The sequence below is a fragment of the Stenotrophomonas sp. 1L-E-5-B-C3 genome, from assembly GCF_057292075.1.
Map to the genome: position 1 here is coordinate 23,349 of NZ_JBXAWS010000005.1, position 14,657 is coordinate 38,005.

Here is a 14,657-nt window from a genome sequence, read left to right on the forward strand (position 1 = left end):
GCTGCCGGAAATGGAGTGGCGGCAGGACGCTAATGTTACAGGATAACACTCTTGTCCCGCGCTGCCGCCGCCCGCGCGTCCGCCACTCCATCCGTCGAGGTTCCCGCTTTGAAGTCGTCTACGCCTGCTGCCGCGCTCATCGCAGCATCCCTGCTCGTTCCTGCCTTGCCCGCCCTTGCCCAGCAGGCCGACCCGGCCACGCTCGACGGTGTCCGCGTCACCGGTTCCAAGCGCGATACCCCTTACCTGAAGAGCGATCTGTCGGTGACGGTGCTCGACAGGCAGGCCCTGAAAGAAGCGGGCGTCACCGAGTTCCGTGACCTCGACAAGCTCGCGCCGAACGTCAAGTTCAATGCGATGGGCCAGCTCAGCAACATGTTCATCTCGATCCGCGGCATCGAGTCCAATCCATTCCTGGTCAATCGTGCCTCGGTCTACATCGACGGCATTCCGTTCCGCGAACTGAGCAATGCCGTGCTCAACCAGGTCGAGTCGGTGGAGGTGCTGCGCGGTCCGCAGGGCACGTTGTATGGCGCCAACAGCGAATCCGGCCTGGTGCTGGTGCGTACGCGTGGTCCTGCGGACAAGCGCGAAGGCGAGGTCAACCTGCGCAGCACCTGGTTCGGCAACGGCAACGGCACCGCCATCGATGGCTTCCTCGCCGGGCCACTGAGCCGGGACGGCAGCCTGTCCGGCTCGGTGGCGTTCATGGGTTCCGATGAGGACGCCTACCTGAAGAACCTCACGCCTTCCGGTGCGCGCGGCAAGGTCGGCGAAGGCTACCTCCAGGGCAAGCTGCGCTGGCGGCCGAGCGACTACGTTTCGGTGAACGCGCTGGCCTATCACCTGCGCACCCGCGCGCCGGGCATGTTCGAGTATGAATACCTGCCGCTGGATACCGGCCTCTACAACCGCACCTACGGCACATCGCTCAATGGCGGCCGCCGTGCCGGTGACTTCACCTACATCAACGACGCGCCCAAGCGCACCGAAAAGGACGAAACGGTGGCCGGCCTCAGTGCGCAATGGCAGCTGCAGGCCGGCACGCTGGACGTGGCCGCTTCCTGGCGGGACGAGGAGGTGACCTCGGCCGGCTACGACTTCGACATGACCAACAGCCCGGCATTGGCCGGTCGCATCTACGACAGGAAGAAGGAATGGACGGCCGAGGCGCGCTTCAGCTCGCTCAGCGACCAGGCGTTGACCTGGATGGCCGGTGTGTCGACCTACCGCAACAGCAAGGATTCGATCCTCGGCACCTTCGTCGGCCCGGCGCTGCACGGGCTGGACAGCTACAACCTGGCACCGCGGCAGACCTCCAAGGGCGAGGACTACAGCGTCTTCGCCACCGCCAGCTATACCTTCCCGGCGGTGCCGAAGCTGACGGCCAGCGCCGGCCTGCGCCATGAGCAGGCACGGCGCGCCACCGAACAGCGTGCCGGTGCGCTGGATCTGGGCGCCGGTGGCCGTGTGCTGTACCGCGATGCCGCGCTGGCACATACCTTCTCGGCCACGCTGCCGCGGGTGTCGCTGCGCTACGACGCCACTGACGACCTGTCCTTCTACGCGGCCTCGGCCAAGGGCTACATTCCGGGTGGCTTCAATCTGGCTGCGGCGCAGAGCGATGTGGTCAACGACAAGGTGCTGCGCTACGAGTCTGAACGCATGTGGAGCCATGAGCTGGGCTTCAAGATGAACCTGGCCGGCGGTCGTGGCCACATCGGCGGCGCGCTGTTCCACATCACCTCGGACAACTGGCAGGAGATCCAGGTGGCCACCGATGCCAACGGCCGCCCGATCTCGTCGGACTACGTAGGTTCGGATGCCTCGATCCGTTCCCGCGGTGCCGAGCTGGAGGGCGTGTTTGAAGTGCTGCCGGGCTTCACCCTGATGGCGAATGTGGGCTACGTCGATGCGAAGTACACCAAGCTGTGGGTCAGCGTGGACCAGAACCTGGATGGCAAGCGGGTCAAGCTGACCCCTCATTACACTGGCTATCTGGCGGCGCGCTATCAGTTCGACTCGGGCATCTATGCACGGCTGGAATCGCAGTTCACCGGCTCCAGTGCACTGGATGAACGCAACCGCGCGTTCCAGCCCGCAGTGGCCGTGCTCGGCGCTCAGCTGGGCTACGAGACCGGGCCGTGGAGCGCGCGGGTGTTTGTGCAGAACCTGACCAACAAGCGCCGCATCAACGGCCTGATCTTCGACAACCTGGCCTTCGGCCGCGACGGCAACTACTACGGACCGGTCGACAGCCCGCGCATCTTCGGCGCGGAAGTGGGTTACCGCTTCTGAGGAGGCGGGCCGTGCGCCGGCCAGCGGCCGGCGCTACCGGCGGTGGTGCGGCGCAGACGGCCCGCGCTTCCAACGAAACGGTAGTGCCGGCCGCTGGCCGGCATCTTCGGAACGCTACCGGTGCTGGTGCAATGCCCGCCGGTTGCCGATGTGCGCGCATGCAAGCAGCACGCCACCGCAGGCGGTGGCCACGCCATGCCAGAGCAGCGATTCCTTCAACGGCAGGTACAGCGACGCTGACACCAGCAGGATCGCGCCAACCAGGGCCAGCCGCACCGGCAGCCAGCGCCCATGCCGGTACAGCCCGGCCGTGGTACTGGCCAGCGCCAGCGTCGAGGCCATCAATGCGAACAACCATTCCCAGCGCGACATCATCAACAGCAGCGTCATCACACCGTGGCCGGGGTGCTGGAACGAGCGCAGCGCCATCATTGCCGCTGGCACGAAGGCCAGCAGCAGTGGCAGGGCGATGCAATGGGCGGCGCAGGCCAGCGACAGCCAGGCGCCGGCCAGATCGAAACGGGGATGCCAGCGTGCCGAAGTTGGCGGCTGGGCCAGAGCCCTTGCGGGGGTCGGGGGGATGTGGTCCATTATGTTACATAGTAACAATTGGAGTCTCCCCCATGAAGCTTCCTGCTGCTCTTTTCCTGCTGCTGGCTGCCAACGCGGCTCAGGCACACGATGTCCGCCAGCACGCGCCACACGTGCACGGCCAGGCCACTGTTGATCTCGCTCTCGACCAGGGAACGCTGGAGTTCGCCCTGCAGGCGCCGGGCATCGGCATTCTTGATTTCGAGCGACCGCCCGCCAACGCGACCGAGCAGGCGGCACTGTCGCGCGCCACGGCATTGCTGAAGGGCGGCAGCTGGGTCACCCTGCCCACCGCCGCCAACTGCCGCCTGGCCAGCAGTGACGCCAGTGCCGAAGGCTTCGCTGCGACCGCCGCTGCGCCAGCGGCCGGGCAGCATCGCCACGCCGGTTTCAGTGCCAACCTGCAGTATCGCTGCACGAATCCGAGTGCATTGCGCGCCCTGGTCGTGCGCCTGCCGGTGCTGTTCCCCGGGTTGCACGAAGTCATCGTCAACAGTGCGACGGCCAACGGCCAGGACCGCAGCGTGCTGAGTGCCGACAACCTGCGCGTGGTGCTGGCGCCGTGAGCACGCCAGCGGTGATCGCACTGGAGGATGTGCAGTTCGGCTACGCAACACGCCTGGTGCTGGACATCCCGCAGCTGCTGATAGAGCAGGGCAGCAGCGTGCTGTTGCGTGGAGTGAGCGGGGGCGGCAAGAGCACCTTGCTCGGCCTGCTGGCCGGCGTCCTGCTACCCGGCAGGGGGCGCGTCGAAGTGGCGGGTCACGCGCTGCAGATGATGCGGGGTGCCGCGCGCGATCGCTTCCGTGCCGATCACCTGGGCGTGATCTTCCAGCAGTTCAACCTGCTGCCGTTCCTCAGCGTGCGCGACAACATCGCGCTTGGCCTGCGCTTTTCTCCGGTGCGCAGTGAGCGCATCAGCGGGCCGCTGGACGACGAGATCCTGCGCCTGCTGGAAGCGCTGCAGCTGGATCCGGCGCTGTCCAAGCGTGCGGCCGGCACCCTGAGTGTCGGCCAGCAGCAACGCGTGGCCGCTGCACGCGCCCTGATCGGCCGCCCCGCAGTACTGCTGGCCGACGAGCCGACCTCGGCGCTGGATCGTCAAGCCGCGACCGCCTTCCTGCAGCTGATGTCCGCACAGTGCCGGGCCGCCGGTACCACGGTTCTGGTGGTCAGCCACGATGAAAGCCTGCAGCCCTTGTTCGACCGCACCATCGCGTTGTCGCAGGTCAATCACGCAGGTGGCACCCATGCTTGAACTTGCCTGGGCCAGCCTGCGCAGCCGCGCATTGAGCGTCAGCCTCACCGTGCTGGTGATCACCCTCAGCGTGGTGCTGCTGCTCGGTGTTGAGCGCGTGCGCACGCAGGCGCATGAAGGTTTCGCCAGCACCGTTTCAGGCACGGACCTGATCGTCGGTGCCCGCTCCGGGCCGGTGAACCTGCTGCTGTATTCGGTGTTCCACATCGGTGACCCGACCAACAACGTGTCCTGGCAGTCCTACCAGGAGCTGTCCTCGCTGCCGCAGGTGAAGTGGGCGGTGCCATTGTCGCTGGGCGATTCGTGGCGCGGCTACCGGGTGGTCGGCACCAGTGGCGGCTACTTCGAGCACTACCGCTACGGCGCGGGGCATGCGCTGGCGTTTGCACAGGGGCGGCCGTTCGACGACCTGTACGACGCCGTGATCGGCGCAGAGGTGGCGCGCGCGCAGAAGGTCGGCCTCGGCGACGAGATCGTGCTGGCCCATGGCACCGGCGCGGTCACGTTGGCCACGCATGCCGACAAGCCGTTCCGTGTGGCTGGCATCCTGCAGCGCACCGGCACGCCGGTTGATTCCTCGGTGCTGGTCTCGCTGCCGGCCATCGAGGCGATCCATGTCGACTGGCGCTCCGGCGTGCAGCTGCGCAGCCAGAGCGTCAGCGCCGAGCAGGCGCGCCACCTGGACCTGACCCCGACCAGCATCACCGCTTTCATACTCGGGCTGAACTCGCGCATCGCCACGTTCTCGGTACAGCGCAGGATCAACGAGTATCCGGATGAGGCGATGCTGGCGATCCTGCCTGGCGTGACCCTGCAGCAGCTGTGGCAGTCACTGGGCACGGCCGAGCGGGCACTTCAGCTGATCAGTGCAATGGTGGTGCTGCTGGGCATGGTCTCGCTGGTGGCGCTGCTGGTCTCGACCCTGCAGGAGCGCCGGCGCGAGATGGCGGTGCTGCGTGCGATCGGTGCACGCCCGGGCTATATCGCCAGCCTGCTGGTGGTGGAGGCGGTGGCGACCAGCGCGCTTGCCTGCGTGCTCGCACTGGCCGCACTGGTGGTGGCCAGCCTGGCCGGGCGTGGCTGGGCGCTGGCCAACTTTGGCCTGTCGATCACCCACATCTGGCCGGATGGCCGCGAACTGGCGTGGGTCGCAGGTGTGCTGGCGATCAGCGGGGTGGCCGGCCTGGTACCGGCGCTGCTGGCCTATCGGCGCACGCTGGCCGATGGCCTGTCACCCGGGGGCTGAGCATGCGCTGGTTGCCGCTGTTGCCAATGTTGCTGGTGCTGACCGCCTGCGAACGCCCGGTCGATACCGGCGTGCAGGCGCTGCCGCCGTCACCGGTGGTCGATCACGATGCCTCGGCAGCTGCCGAAGAACAGGAGCTGGACTGGCTGCAGATGATGCCGAAGGACGAGCTGGCCGCGCTGGAGCGGGGCGAGGGGCCGGAGGTCGAGCACAACGGCAACCGGCGCATGCCGCAGTTCGGTACGTTCCGCACCGTGGATACCGTGCTGCAACGGCCGGTGCGCTTGCCGGGTTACGTGGTGCCGCTGGCCAACGCGCAGGACGGGCGGCTGACCGAATTCCTGTTCGTGCCGTACTACGGCGCCTGCATCCATGTGCCGCCGCCACCGCCGAACCAGATCGTGCACGTAGTGCTGCCGCGCCCGATCGAGATGCCGGACATGTATTCGCCGTTCTTCCTGGCCGGCACCCTGCGCGCCGAACGGCTGGACGATGATCTGGCCGGCTCCGCCTACACCATGCGCGATGCGCAGCTGAGGCCGTATGAACCGTAGCGTCCTGATCGGATTGGCGTGCTGCCTGGGCTTGCTGGGGTGTACGCAGGCGGGTGGGGGCACCGCGACCGTCACCGCGGCACCGGCAGCGGCGCAGCCGGCCACGACCGAGGCGCCCATCGACCGCTGGGATGCACTGCGGCCTGACGAAGTGACCTACCAGCGCCCGCCGCCGCTGATCGGCCTGTCACGCAATGGCATGGACGGGGTGGGCGGGCTGATCGACGACACCGGCTCGGGCACGCCACCGGGGCAGGAGATCGACCATTCCAGTCCCGATCGCGCCAAGCAGTTCGGTTCATCGCAGGTGGTCGAAACTGCCGATGGCCGCGCCGTTGACCTGGATGGCTACGTGGTGCCGCTGGGCACCAACGACGCAGGACTGGTCGACGAACTGTTGTTCGTGCCGTTCTACGGGGCCTGCATCCATGTGCCGCCACCGCCGCCGAACCAGATCATCCATGTGACCCTGGCCACGCCGATCGCGCTGGGCGACCTGTGGGATCCGTACCGGTTGGCCGGTCGCCTGCAGGTCAAGCGCTTCGATGCGGATATCGCCAGCGCGTCCTACGACGCCGCAGCGGCGACGCTGACGGCGATCCACAACTGATGCGCGCGCGCTGGATCATCGCTGCGGTGGTGTTGGCGGCAGCAGGCGTAGCGTTGGCGGTGTGCTGGCAGCGGCGCGCCGTAGTCCCGGAGCCTCCGGCGGTCGCGTTTCCGGCACCGGCAGCCGATGCCAGCCAGCGCATCGAGCAACGCCTGGGCGAAGACCACGCCTTTCGCAATGATGTGCTGTTCCTGCTGGCGGCCACGTTGCGCGACCGCTGCCAGCCGGCACAGACGGGGCTGCTGGCGCGTATGGCCAATCGTGCATCGTTGCCGGTGCTGGCGGCGGTCAGTGCGGTGACCCAGCAGGATCCAACGCTGGACCGGCCGATCTACCAGTACATCCAGCATCGTGCAGACGCCACGCGTTGTGGCCAGCCGCTGCAGATGCCGTTGGCCGGTGGGCGCAGCATGCAGGTGGACATCGAACAGTACGCGCGCACCTTCCCGGACAGCTATTTCGATCCACAGAGCAGCAGCGAACCGCGTGATTTCGGTGGCCTGTCGCTGCAGCAGCGGGCAGGCAACGCCTGCAACAGCGTGGTGTATTCGGTGTTGCCGCTGGGGGGCACCGATTGGCGGTGCAGCAGCCTGCGTGCCAATGCGCGTGCGCGGGTGCGGGGCCTGTGCGAGGACGAACTGCGGCGCCAGCATGGGGCAACGGGCGGGGAGCTGGACATGGCCGTGGGGCAGGGCATGCAGGGTGCGGTGGTGTCGGTGATCGTCGCGCTGCCGGAAGACTGCCGGTAGCGCCGGGCCATGCCTGGCGGCCTTGTTGCGGGTACCCCGTTGGCCGGGCATGGCCCGGCGCTACCGTTCTCCGGAACATGAACACTGCCCGGGACGAAATCTGAACGTCTGGCGCCCTTCTCATAACTATACAGGACATCCTGTATAGTTATGGCTGTACTCCACCCCATCAGGTTTCCCCATGGCTTTGTCCCAGCCCTTGGCCGGCGCTCCGGCCCTGTCGCGTGCCCGTCGCTGGGCACTGTTGTTCACTGTCGCCGCTGGCCTGCTGCTGGTCACGCTCGACAACTCCGTGCTGTACACCGCGCTGCCCACCCTCACCGAGGAACTCTCGGCCAGTGCCGGCCAGGCGCTGTGGATCATCAACGCCTATCCGCTGGTGATGGCCGGCCTGCTTCTGGGCGCCGGTACGCTTGGTGACCGCATCGGTCACCGCCGCATGTTCCTGATCGGCCTGGTGGTTTTCGGCACCGCCTCGCTGGCGGCGGCTTTCGCCGACAGCGCCGCACAGCTGATTGCCGCCCGTGCGTTCCTGGCGGTCGGTGCGGCGGCGATGATGCCGGCCACGCTGGCGCTGATCGGCCTGAGCTTCCACGAAGAGCGCGAGCGCAACATTGCCATCGCGATCTGGGGCTCGGTGGCCATCGTCGGTGCGGGTCTCGGCCCGATCATCGGCGGCTGGCTGCTGCAGCACTTCTGGTGGGGCTCGGTGTTCCTGATCAACGTGCCGGTGGTGGTGGTGGCCTTCGTTGCAACCCTGCTGCTGGCACCGGAAGGCCAGCGCGATACCTCGCGGCCGTGGGACCTGGTGTCTTCGTTGCTGGCATTGGCGGCGCTGTCCGGCCTGGTGCTGGCCATCAAGTCGCTGATCGCCACGCCGCCGTCGTATGCGCTGGGTGCCGGTGCGCTGTTGCTGGCCGTCATCAGCGGCGCGGCGTTCGCACGTCGCCAGCGGCAGTTGCCGTACCCGTTGCTGGACTTCGCGATCTTCCGCAATCCGGCGTTCCTGGCCGGCACGCTGTCGGCGGTATTCACCCTGTTCGCGATGGCTGGCCTGCAGCTGGTTACCACCCAGCGTTTCCAGCTGGTGGCGGGCTTCACACCGCTGCAGGCAGGCCTGCTGGTATCGGTGGCGGCGCTGGGCAGCCTGCCCAGTGCGCTGCTGGGTGGCAGCATCCTGCACCGCGTGGGCCTGCGCCCGCTGATCTGCGGTGGCCTGGCGGCTGGCGCCGTGGGTGTCGGTGTTGTGGCGTTCGGCTTCCCGCACGGCCTCGGCTGGGTGGTGGCGGGAATGGCGATCACCGGTTTCGGCATGGGCTCGGCCATCTCGGTGGCGTCCACTGCCATCCTCAACAACGTACCGGCGCACCGCGCGGGCATGGCCTCGTCGGTGGAAGAGGTGTCCTACGAGTTTGGTGGCCTGCTCGCGGTGGCGATGCTGGGCAGCCTGAGTGCGGCAATGTACGGCGCCTTCCTGCCGGTCCCGGCGGACATGCCCGAGCTTGCCCGCGAGGGCTTCACCCAGGCGCTGCATGCCGCACGCGAAAGCGGGCAGGGCGAGTGGTTCGCACTGGCCACGGCCGCGTATGACCGTGGCTACCAGATCGTGCTGCTGGTGATCACGGTGGTGCTGGCAGTGGGCGCGGCGATCATCGCGCGCCTGTTGCGGGGGCGCGTCGGTGGCCGCGAGGGTGCGGCCGATCGCGTAAAATGACGCGATGAGAACCAGCAAGCGCGACCGCATCCTCGACGCCGCCGTCAACGTGATCAATCGTGACGGCGTGCGCGCGGTGACCTTCGAGTCGGTGGCCGCCGAGGCCAAGCTGACCCGTGGCGGCCTGCTGTACCACTTCCCGTCGCGCGAAGCGCTGCTGCGCGGCATCGACGAGCATCTGGTGCAGGCCTGGGAAGCGTCGATGGAGGCGCTGCTGGGCAAGACCGCAGGCGAGGCCACGGCGCTGGAGCGCTACCAGACCTTCGTGCGTGTGTCGGCGCAGAGCGCCACCCGTGCCGAGCTGATGTTCATGCTCGAATCGGCTGACCCGGACGCCGACGAGCGTCCGTGGGGACCGGCAGTGCGGCGCTGGGCGCCGTTGCCACCGTCGGCCGCGGAACAGGATCCGGCCGCGCTCGACAATTTCGTGGCGCGGCTGGCGGCCGATGGCCTGTGGATCTACGAAGCGATGTACGAAGGGCAGCTGGATGAAAGCGTGCGCGCCCAGGTAGCGGAGCGCATCGCCGGGCTGCTGGCGAAGAACGATGGACCGGCCAGCTAGGCCATCGGCCAACGCGCGGCATCGCTCTTGGTAGAGCCGACCGCTGGTCGGCTGCTCACGAAAACCCCGCGCTGCGCGCGATAGTCGACCAGCGGTCGACTCTACCCCTCACCCATTTACCCGACCTGTGCTGCGGTCGCCGCCAACCACGCCCTCGGCGAGGCCCCCAACCGCTTGCGGAACGCCTTCGACAACGACGCGGTATCGGCAAACCCCACCTCGATCGCCACCTGCTTGACCGCCACGCCCGCACGCAACTGCGCGCAGGTCAGGCTCAGCCGCCAGTCGAGTAGATAACTGGCCGGCGTCGCCTGCATCACCTCCTTGAACACCGCTGCGAACGCACTGCGCGACATGCCGGCTGTCGCGGCCATGCGTGGCAGCGTCCACTCGTCCTGCGGCGCCTGGTGCATCGACACCAGTGTGCGTGCCAGCCGTGCATCTGACAGCCCACGCATCAGCCCGTGGCTGACCCCGGCCGCATCGGGATGATCCACCACCCAGCGCAGGATCTGGATCAGCGCCACCTCGAACAGCCGGTTGGTCAGCAGCCGCGAACCGCAGCGTTGGCGGTCGGCCTCGGTGAACAGCAGATGCAGGGTGTCGTCCAGCTCGCTGATCGCGGACAGCGGCACCACCATCACCGGCGGCAGCGATTGCACGATGGGATTGCGCGCGCCGCCATCGAAGTCGAGCGTGGCGCAGGTGAAGTCGGGGCCATCCAGCGGCGCATTGAAGAACACATGGTGCAGCGGTTGCGGATACAGCAGCAGGCTGGGCGCGTCGATCTTCAAGCGGGGAAGCGCGATATCGCCGTCGGGATGACGGACCTCCATTTCACCCTGGCGCAGGATGTGCAGGAACGCCCGACCGGGCTGCGGCTCGAAGACATGGCGCCCGCACAGAGGACCGCTGTGGAACAGCGCGGCCTGCACCCGGAAGCGTTCCAGCAGAGAGGAGAGGCGGTCGGGTGCGGAGGTGTCGGCGGGCATGCTCATGGACGAATGGACAACATGTGTGGCTGATTGCGACCAATACGTCCGTCGAGTCTACCTAGGATGAGCGGGTCGTCCAATCCCGGGCGCTTTCCCAAGGAGATCCACCATGTCCCGTGTCCCCCTGATCGATGCTTCCGCCACCACCGCCGACCGCGAGGCGCTGCTGGGCCAGGTCCACGCCGCCTTCGGCGCCACCCCGGCCATGTTCCGCGCCGTGGCCAATTCGCCGGCCGCCCTGCAGAGCATGTGGGGCTCGTTCGGCGCACTGGGCGGCGGTCGCCTGTCGCCGTTGCTGGGCGAGCAGATCGCCGTCGCCATCGCCAACCACAATGCCTGCGGGTACTGCCTGGCCGCGCACACGGCGCTGGGTCGCAAGGCCGGCGCCAGCAGCGAGCAGATGGCCGCCGCGCAGATCGGCCAGTCCAGCGATCCGGCCACCTCGGCGGCACTCGACTTCGCGCTGAAGGTGGTTGAACAGCGTGCACAGATCACCGACGGTGATGTGCAGGCGCTGCGCGCAGCCGGCTTCGATGACGAGCAGATCGTCGAGATCCTCGCCCATGTGGCGCTCAACCTGTTCACCAACTACGTCAACGTGGCGTTCGACGTGCCGGTGGACTTCCCCAAGGTGGCGCTGCGCTGAGGTCCATCAGGCCGGGGGCGTCTTGCTCCCGGCCGTTCTCAGTTATCGTGGCTGTCGTCCGCCTGCAGCCGTTCGGGATGGGTATACACATTGAACCCGCTCTCCCGCGCGAACCCGACCAGGCACAGTCCCGCACTGCGGGCCAGGTCGATCGCCAGCGCGGTCGGCGCCGACACCGCTGCCAGCACGCTGGCACCCGCACGTATCGCCTTGCTGACCATCTCATAGCTGGCGCGGCTGGAAATCACCAGCAATCCACCGTCGATGGCGTGCTCGTTGTGATGCAGGGCGCCGATCAGCTTGTCCAACGCATTGTGACGGCCCACATCCTCGCGCACCCAGCCAATCCGCCCGCTGGCATCGGCCCAGGCCGCGGCGTGCGTCGATCCACTCACCGCATTCATCGGCTGATGCTGCGCCAGCGTGGCCAGCGCCCGCTGCAACGCGGCATGAGGATAGGTGCGGCGCTCGCGGATCTGCGGCAGCGGGCGCAGCACATCCTCCAGCTGGCGCGTGCCGCACAGGCCGCAGCCACCGCGACCGGGCAGCAGGCGGCCATTGGCCGGATCCAGATCGGCGCCGGGTGCGTCGTCGGAAACGGTCATCTGCAGTTCGATGCCCTCCAGCTGCGGGCGGACCTCGATCGACAGCAGTTGCGAGGGCGTAGTGATCAGCCCCTCGCTGAGCGAAAAACCCAGCGCGAAGTCTTCCAGGTCGCAGGGCGTGGCCATCATCACCGCGAAGGCGGCGCCGTTGTAGCGCAGTGCAACCGGCACTTCCTCGGCCACCACGTCGACCTGCTGCTGGTGCCCCTCGCTGCGCCAGCGCTGCAACGGGCGCTGGGCCGTGCCGGCAGGCGGGGTGTGCGGCGGGGTCGAGTCAGGCATGCAGCGCGTCCGGGCAAGGGAAATACGCAGGTGGTGGACCACCCACGGCTTCGAGAATAGCGCAGTGGCCGGGCGCTGACGCGGGTGTAACCGTTGTCATGGCAGGCTGCGCTGAAAACAGCGTCTGCCTCTGGCGAAGCGGCCTTGTCCGTGCTTGACTGCGGGGCTGGTCGCGCTGCAGAAGCCGCATCCGGCCCGTCTCGCGCCGTTGATTGTTGTGTTCCTCCCGCCAGGTTCCCGAACATGTCCGAGCAGAAGCCGCCGCGTTACAAGCCCTACAACCAGCCGGCCGGTGGCTGGGGTGCCGCCGGTGCCACGGCCAAGGTGCTGTTGCAGCAGAGTGTGATCGGCAAGGGCTCGAAGGCGCTGCTGGCAATGAACCAGCCCGGTGGCTTCAAGTGCCCCAGCTGTGCGTTCCCCGATGCCGACGAACGCAAGAAGCTGGAATTCTGCGAGAACGGTGCCAAGGCGCTGGCCTGGGAAGCCACCCAGTTCCGTGCCGGCCGCGAGCTGTTTGCCCAGCACACGGTCACCGAGCTGATGGCGCAGACCGACTACTGGCTGGAGATGCAGGGCCGGCTGACTGAGCCGATGCGCTATGACGCGTCCACCGATCATTACGTGCCGTGCAGCTGGGACGAGGCGTTTGCCTTGATCGGCCGTCATCTGCAGGCGCTGGACAGCCCGCACCAGGCGGAGTTCTACACCTCCGGCCGCACGCCCAACGAAGCTGCATTCCTGTATTCGATCTTCGTGCGCGAGTTCGGCACCAACAATTTCCCGGACTGCTCGAACATGTGCCACGAGCCGACCAGCCGCGGCCTGCCGCCGGCCATCGGCGTGGGCAAGGGCACCATCGTGCTGCAGGATTTCGAGCACGCCGAGGCGATCTTCGTGATCGGCCAGAACACCGGCACCAATTCGCCGCGGATGATGAGCAACCTTGTCGAGGCGCGCAAACGCGGCATCCCGATCGTGGCGGTCAATCCGATGCCCGAGCGCGCGCTGATCCGTTTCGCCGAACCGCAGGACATGGTGCAGATGGCCACGTTCGGTTCGACCGAGATCACCAGCGAGTTCGTGCACATCCGCATCGGCGGCGACCTGGCCCTGATCAAGGGCATGATGAAGGTGATGTTCGAGCGCGAAGCGCAGGGCGAGCGCGTGCTTGACCACGATTTCCTGGCTGAGCACACGGTAGGCCTGGACGCACTGCGCGCGGACGTGATGGCACAGGACTGGAACGAGATCGTGCAGGTCTCCGGCATCACGCAGGCGCAGATCCGCCGCTGCGCCGAGATCTACATCCGCTCCAAGGCCACGGTGATCTGCTACGGCATGGGACTGACCCAGCATCAGTATGGATCGACCCTGCTGCAGCAGGTGGCCAACCTGCTGTTGCTGCGTGGCAACTTCGGCAAGCCCGGCGCAGGCATCGGACCGATCCGTGGCCATTCCAACGTGCAGGGCGACCGTACCGTCGGCATCGACGAGAAACCCAAGCCGGCCTATCTGGATCGCGTGCAGCGGGTGTTCGGCTTCGATCCGCCGCGCGAGCACGGTCATCACGTGGTCGAATCGATCGAGGCGATGCTGGACGGCAGCGCCAAGGTGTTCATCGGTATGGGCGGCAACTTCATCCACGCCGTGCCCGATACGCCGCGCGCGTACGAGGCCATGCGCGGCCTGGAGCTGACGGTCGGCATCGCCACCAAGCTCAATCGGGGTCACCTGGTGCATGGCCGCGATGCCTTGATTCTGCCGGTAGTCGCGCGTTCGGAGCGCATCGTTACGCCTGCCGGCGAGCAGTTCGTCACCATCGAAGACGCGATGTCGAACGTGACCGCTTCGCGCGGCGTGCTCGAGCCGGTCAGCACGGACGTGCTCCCGGAGGTCGAGATCGTCTGCCGCATGGCGATGGCAACATTGCCGCACAGCAAGGTCGACTGGGCGGGGTGCATGCATGACTACGCTCCCATCCGGGAGCTGATCGCGGCGGTGTACCCGGAGATCTACGCCGGCTTCAACGAGCGGATCCAGCAGCCGCATGGCTTCCACCTGGACATTCCACCGCGCCGTCGGGTGTGGCCCACGCCCAACGGTAAGGCCAACATCCTGGTGATGCCAGGCCTGGACGTGGACGCGCCGGTGGACGATCCCGGGATGCTGCGGTTGGCCACGGTGCGCTCGCACGACCAGTACAACACCACCATCTACAGCTACAACGACCGCTACCGCGGCGTGTACAACGACCGCATGGTGCTGTTCATGAACATCGAGGACCGGCTGGCGCGCGGGCTGGAGAAGGAGGCGTTGGTCTGCCTGGAGACGATCAGCGGCGATGGCGTGCAGCGGCGCATCGAAGGCCTGACCGTGCTGGACTACCCGATGCCGCGCGGCGCCCTGGCCGGTTACTACCCGGAACTGAACCCGTTGTTGCCGCTGGACTACTACGACCGGGTCAGCGGTACCCCAGCGGCCAAGTCGATCCCGGTGCGGATGAGCGCAATGGTGGCGGCGATTGCGTGACCCGCGCATCGGCTATCA

Annotated in this window: 14 protein-coding genes; 11 read left to right on the plus strand and 3 right to left on the minus strand. The window is 67.3% G+C overall.

Going from position 1 to position 14,657, the window contains the following annotated elements; genetic code table 11:
• Positions 1–165 precede the first annotated feature (165 nt).
• A complete protein-coding gene (locus AC0Z6F_RS08015) occupies positions 166–2,298 on the plus strand; it encodes a TonB-dependent receptor (RefSeq protein WP_041864527.1) in 2,133 nt (710 codons plus the stop codon).
• Positions 2,299–2,412: 114 nt separating this feature from the next.
• Here AC0Z6F_RS08015 and AC0Z6F_RS08020 read toward each other — a convergent pair whose 3' ends face one another.
• Positions 2,413–2,889 carry a MerC domain-containing protein gene (locus AC0Z6F_RS08020; protein WP_485617006.1) on the minus strand — a complete coding sequence of 159 codons (477 nt, stop codon included), beginning with the start codon at positions 2,887–2,889 and terminating at the stop codon, positions 2,413–2,415.
• Between the two features lie 32 nt (positions 2,890–2,921).
• Between AC0Z6F_RS08020 and AC0Z6F_RS08025 the strand changes: the two genes are divergently transcribed.
• The 8 genes from AC0Z6F_RS08025 (at position 2,922) to AC0Z6F_RS08060 (ending at position 9,582) form a co-directional block, all read left to right on the plus strand.
• A complete protein-coding gene (locus AC0Z6F_RS08025; RefSeq protein WP_012511207.1) occupies positions 2,922–3,455 on the plus strand; it encodes a ZrgA family zinc uptake protein in 534 nt (177 codons plus the stop codon).
• Positions 3,452–4,147: an ATP-binding cassette domain-containing protein gene (locus tag AC0Z6F_RS08030; RefSeq protein ID WP_485617007.1), complete on the plus strand. Its 696-nt coding sequence runs from the start codon at positions 3,452–3,454 to the stop codon at positions 4,145–4,147. Before AC0Z6F_RS08025 ends, AC0Z6F_RS08030 begins: the two co-directional genes overlap by 4 nt.
• The gene (locus tag AC0Z6F_RS08035) at positions 4,140–5,393 is read left to right on the plus strand and encodes an ABC transporter permease (protein ID WP_485617009.1); all 1,254 of its coding nucleotides are present in this window, start codon (positions 4,140–4,142) and stop codon (positions 5,391–5,393) included. Before AC0Z6F_RS08030 ends, AC0Z6F_RS08035 begins: the two co-directional genes overlap by 8 nt.
• Positions 5,394–5,395: 2 nt before the next feature.
• On the plus strand, positions 5,396–5,947 hold the full coding sequence (locus AC0Z6F_RS08040; RefSeq protein WP_485617011.1) for a DUF3299 domain-containing protein: 552 nt from the start codon (positions 5,396–5,398) through the stop codon (positions 5,945–5,947).
• Positions 5,937–6,557, plus strand: a complete 621-nt coding sequence (locus AC0Z6F_RS08045; protein ID WP_012511203.1) for a DUF3299 domain-containing protein — start codon at positions 5,937–5,939, stop codon at positions 6,555–6,557. Before AC0Z6F_RS08040 ends, AC0Z6F_RS08045 begins: the two co-directional genes overlap by 11 nt.
• The gene (locus AC0Z6F_RS08050; protein ID WP_012511202.1) at positions 6,557–7,306 is read left to right on the plus strand and encodes a hypothetical protein; all 750 of its coding nucleotides are present in this window, start codon (positions 6,557–6,559) and stop codon (positions 7,304–7,306) included. Before AC0Z6F_RS08045 ends, AC0Z6F_RS08050 begins: the two co-directional genes overlap by 1 nt.
• A gap of 181 nt (positions 7,307–7,487) precedes the next feature.
• Positions 7,488–9,020 (plus strand): MFS transporter, encoded by a 1,533-nt coding sequence (locus AC0Z6F_RS08055; protein WP_485617012.1) that lies wholly within the window; start codon positions 7,488–7,490, stop codon positions 9,018–9,020.
• A gap of 4 nt (positions 9,021–9,024) precedes the next feature.
• On the plus strand, positions 9,025–9,582 hold the full coding sequence (locus AC0Z6F_RS08060) for a TetR/AcrR family transcriptional regulator (RefSeq protein ID WP_485617014.1): 558 nt from the start codon (positions 9,025–9,027) through the stop codon (positions 9,580–9,582).
• A gap of 116 nt (positions 9,583–9,698) precedes the next feature.
• Here AC0Z6F_RS08060 and AC0Z6F_RS08065 read toward each other — a convergent pair whose 3' ends face one another.
• A complete protein-coding gene (locus AC0Z6F_RS08065) occupies positions 9,699–10,580 on the minus strand; it encodes an AraC family transcriptional regulator (RefSeq protein WP_485617016.1) in 882 nt (293 codons plus the stop codon).
• A gap of 106 nt (positions 10,581–10,686) precedes the next feature.
• On the opposite strand from AC0Z6F_RS08065, the gene AC0Z6F_RS08070 reads away from it, so the two are divergent.
• The gene (locus tag AC0Z6F_RS08070) at positions 10,687–11,223 is read left to right on the plus strand and encodes a carboxymuconolactone decarboxylase family protein (RefSeq protein ID WP_012511198.1); all 537 of its coding nucleotides are present in this window, start codon (positions 10,687–10,689) and stop codon (positions 11,221–11,223) included.
• Positions 11,224–11,261: 38 nt separating this feature from the next.
• Here AC0Z6F_RS08070 and fdhD read toward each other — a convergent pair whose 3' ends face one another.
• Complete coding sequence (gene fdhD / locus AC0Z6F_RS08075) at positions 11,262–12,110, minus strand: formate dehydrogenase accessory sulfurtransferase FdhD (protein ID WP_012511197.1); 849 nt, start codon at positions 12,108–12,110, stop codon at positions 11,262–11,264.
• 243 nt (positions 12,111–12,353) lie between these two features.
• On the opposite strand from fdhD, the gene AC0Z6F_RS08080 reads away from it, so the two are divergent.
• Positions 12,354–14,639: an FdhF/YdeP family oxidoreductase gene (locus AC0Z6F_RS08080; RefSeq protein WP_012511196.1), complete on the plus strand. Its 2,286-nt coding sequence runs from the start codon at positions 12,354–12,356 to the stop codon at positions 14,637–14,639.
• The last annotated feature ends 18 nt before the right edge of the window (positions 14,640–14,657 follow it).

Excerpts from the sequence above, each read along its gene's own strand:
- fdhD (WP_012511197.1), bottom strand. The coding sequence starts at position 12,110 with ATGCCTGACTCGACCCCGCCGCACACCCCGCCTGCCGGCACGGCCCAG.
- AC0Z6F_RS08020 (WP_485617006.1), bottom strand. The coding sequence starts at position 2,889 with ATGGACCACATCCCCCCGACCCCCGCAAGGGCTCTGGCCCAGCCGCCA.
- AC0Z6F_RS08080 (WP_012511196.1), top strand. The coding sequence starts at position 12,354 with ATGTCCGAGCAGAAGCCGCCGCGTTACAAGCCCTACAACCAGCCGGCC.
- AC0Z6F_RS08045 (WP_012511203.1), top strand. The coding sequence starts at position 5,937 with ATGAACCGTAGCGTCCTGATCGGATTGGCGTGCTGCCTGGGCTTGCTG.
- AC0Z6F_RS08025 (WP_012511207.1), top strand. The coding sequence starts at position 2,922 with ATGAAGCTTCCTGCTGCTCTTTTCCTGCTGCTGGCTGCCAACGCGGCT.
- AC0Z6F_RS08055 (WP_485617012.1), top strand. The coding sequence starts at position 7,488 with ATGGCTTTGTCCCAGCCCTTGGCCGGCGCTCCGGCCCTGTCGCGTGCC.
- AC0Z6F_RS08050 (WP_012511202.1), top strand. The coding sequence starts at position 6,557 with ATGCGCGCGCGCTGGATCATCGCTGCGGTGGTGTTGGCGGCAGCAGGC.
- AC0Z6F_RS08065 (WP_485617016.1), bottom strand. The coding sequence starts at position 10,580 with ATGAGCATGCCCGCCGACACCTCCGCACCCGACCGCCTCTCCTCTCTG.
- AC0Z6F_RS08070 (WP_012511198.1), top strand. The coding sequence starts at position 10,687 with ATGTCCCGTGTCCCCCTGATCGATGCTTCCGCCACCACCGCCGACCGC.
- AC0Z6F_RS08040 (WP_485617011.1), top strand. The coding sequence starts at position 5,396 with ATGCGCTGGTTGCCGCTGTTGCCAATGTTGCTGGTGCTGACCGCCTGC.
- AC0Z6F_RS08060 (WP_485617014.1), top strand. The coding sequence starts at position 9,025 with ATGAGAACCAGCAAGCGCGACCGCATCCTCGACGCCGCCGTCAACGTG.
- AC0Z6F_RS08035 (WP_485617009.1), top strand. The coding sequence starts at position 4,140 with ATGCTTGAACTTGCCTGGGCCAGCCTGCGCAGCCGCGCATTGAGCGTC.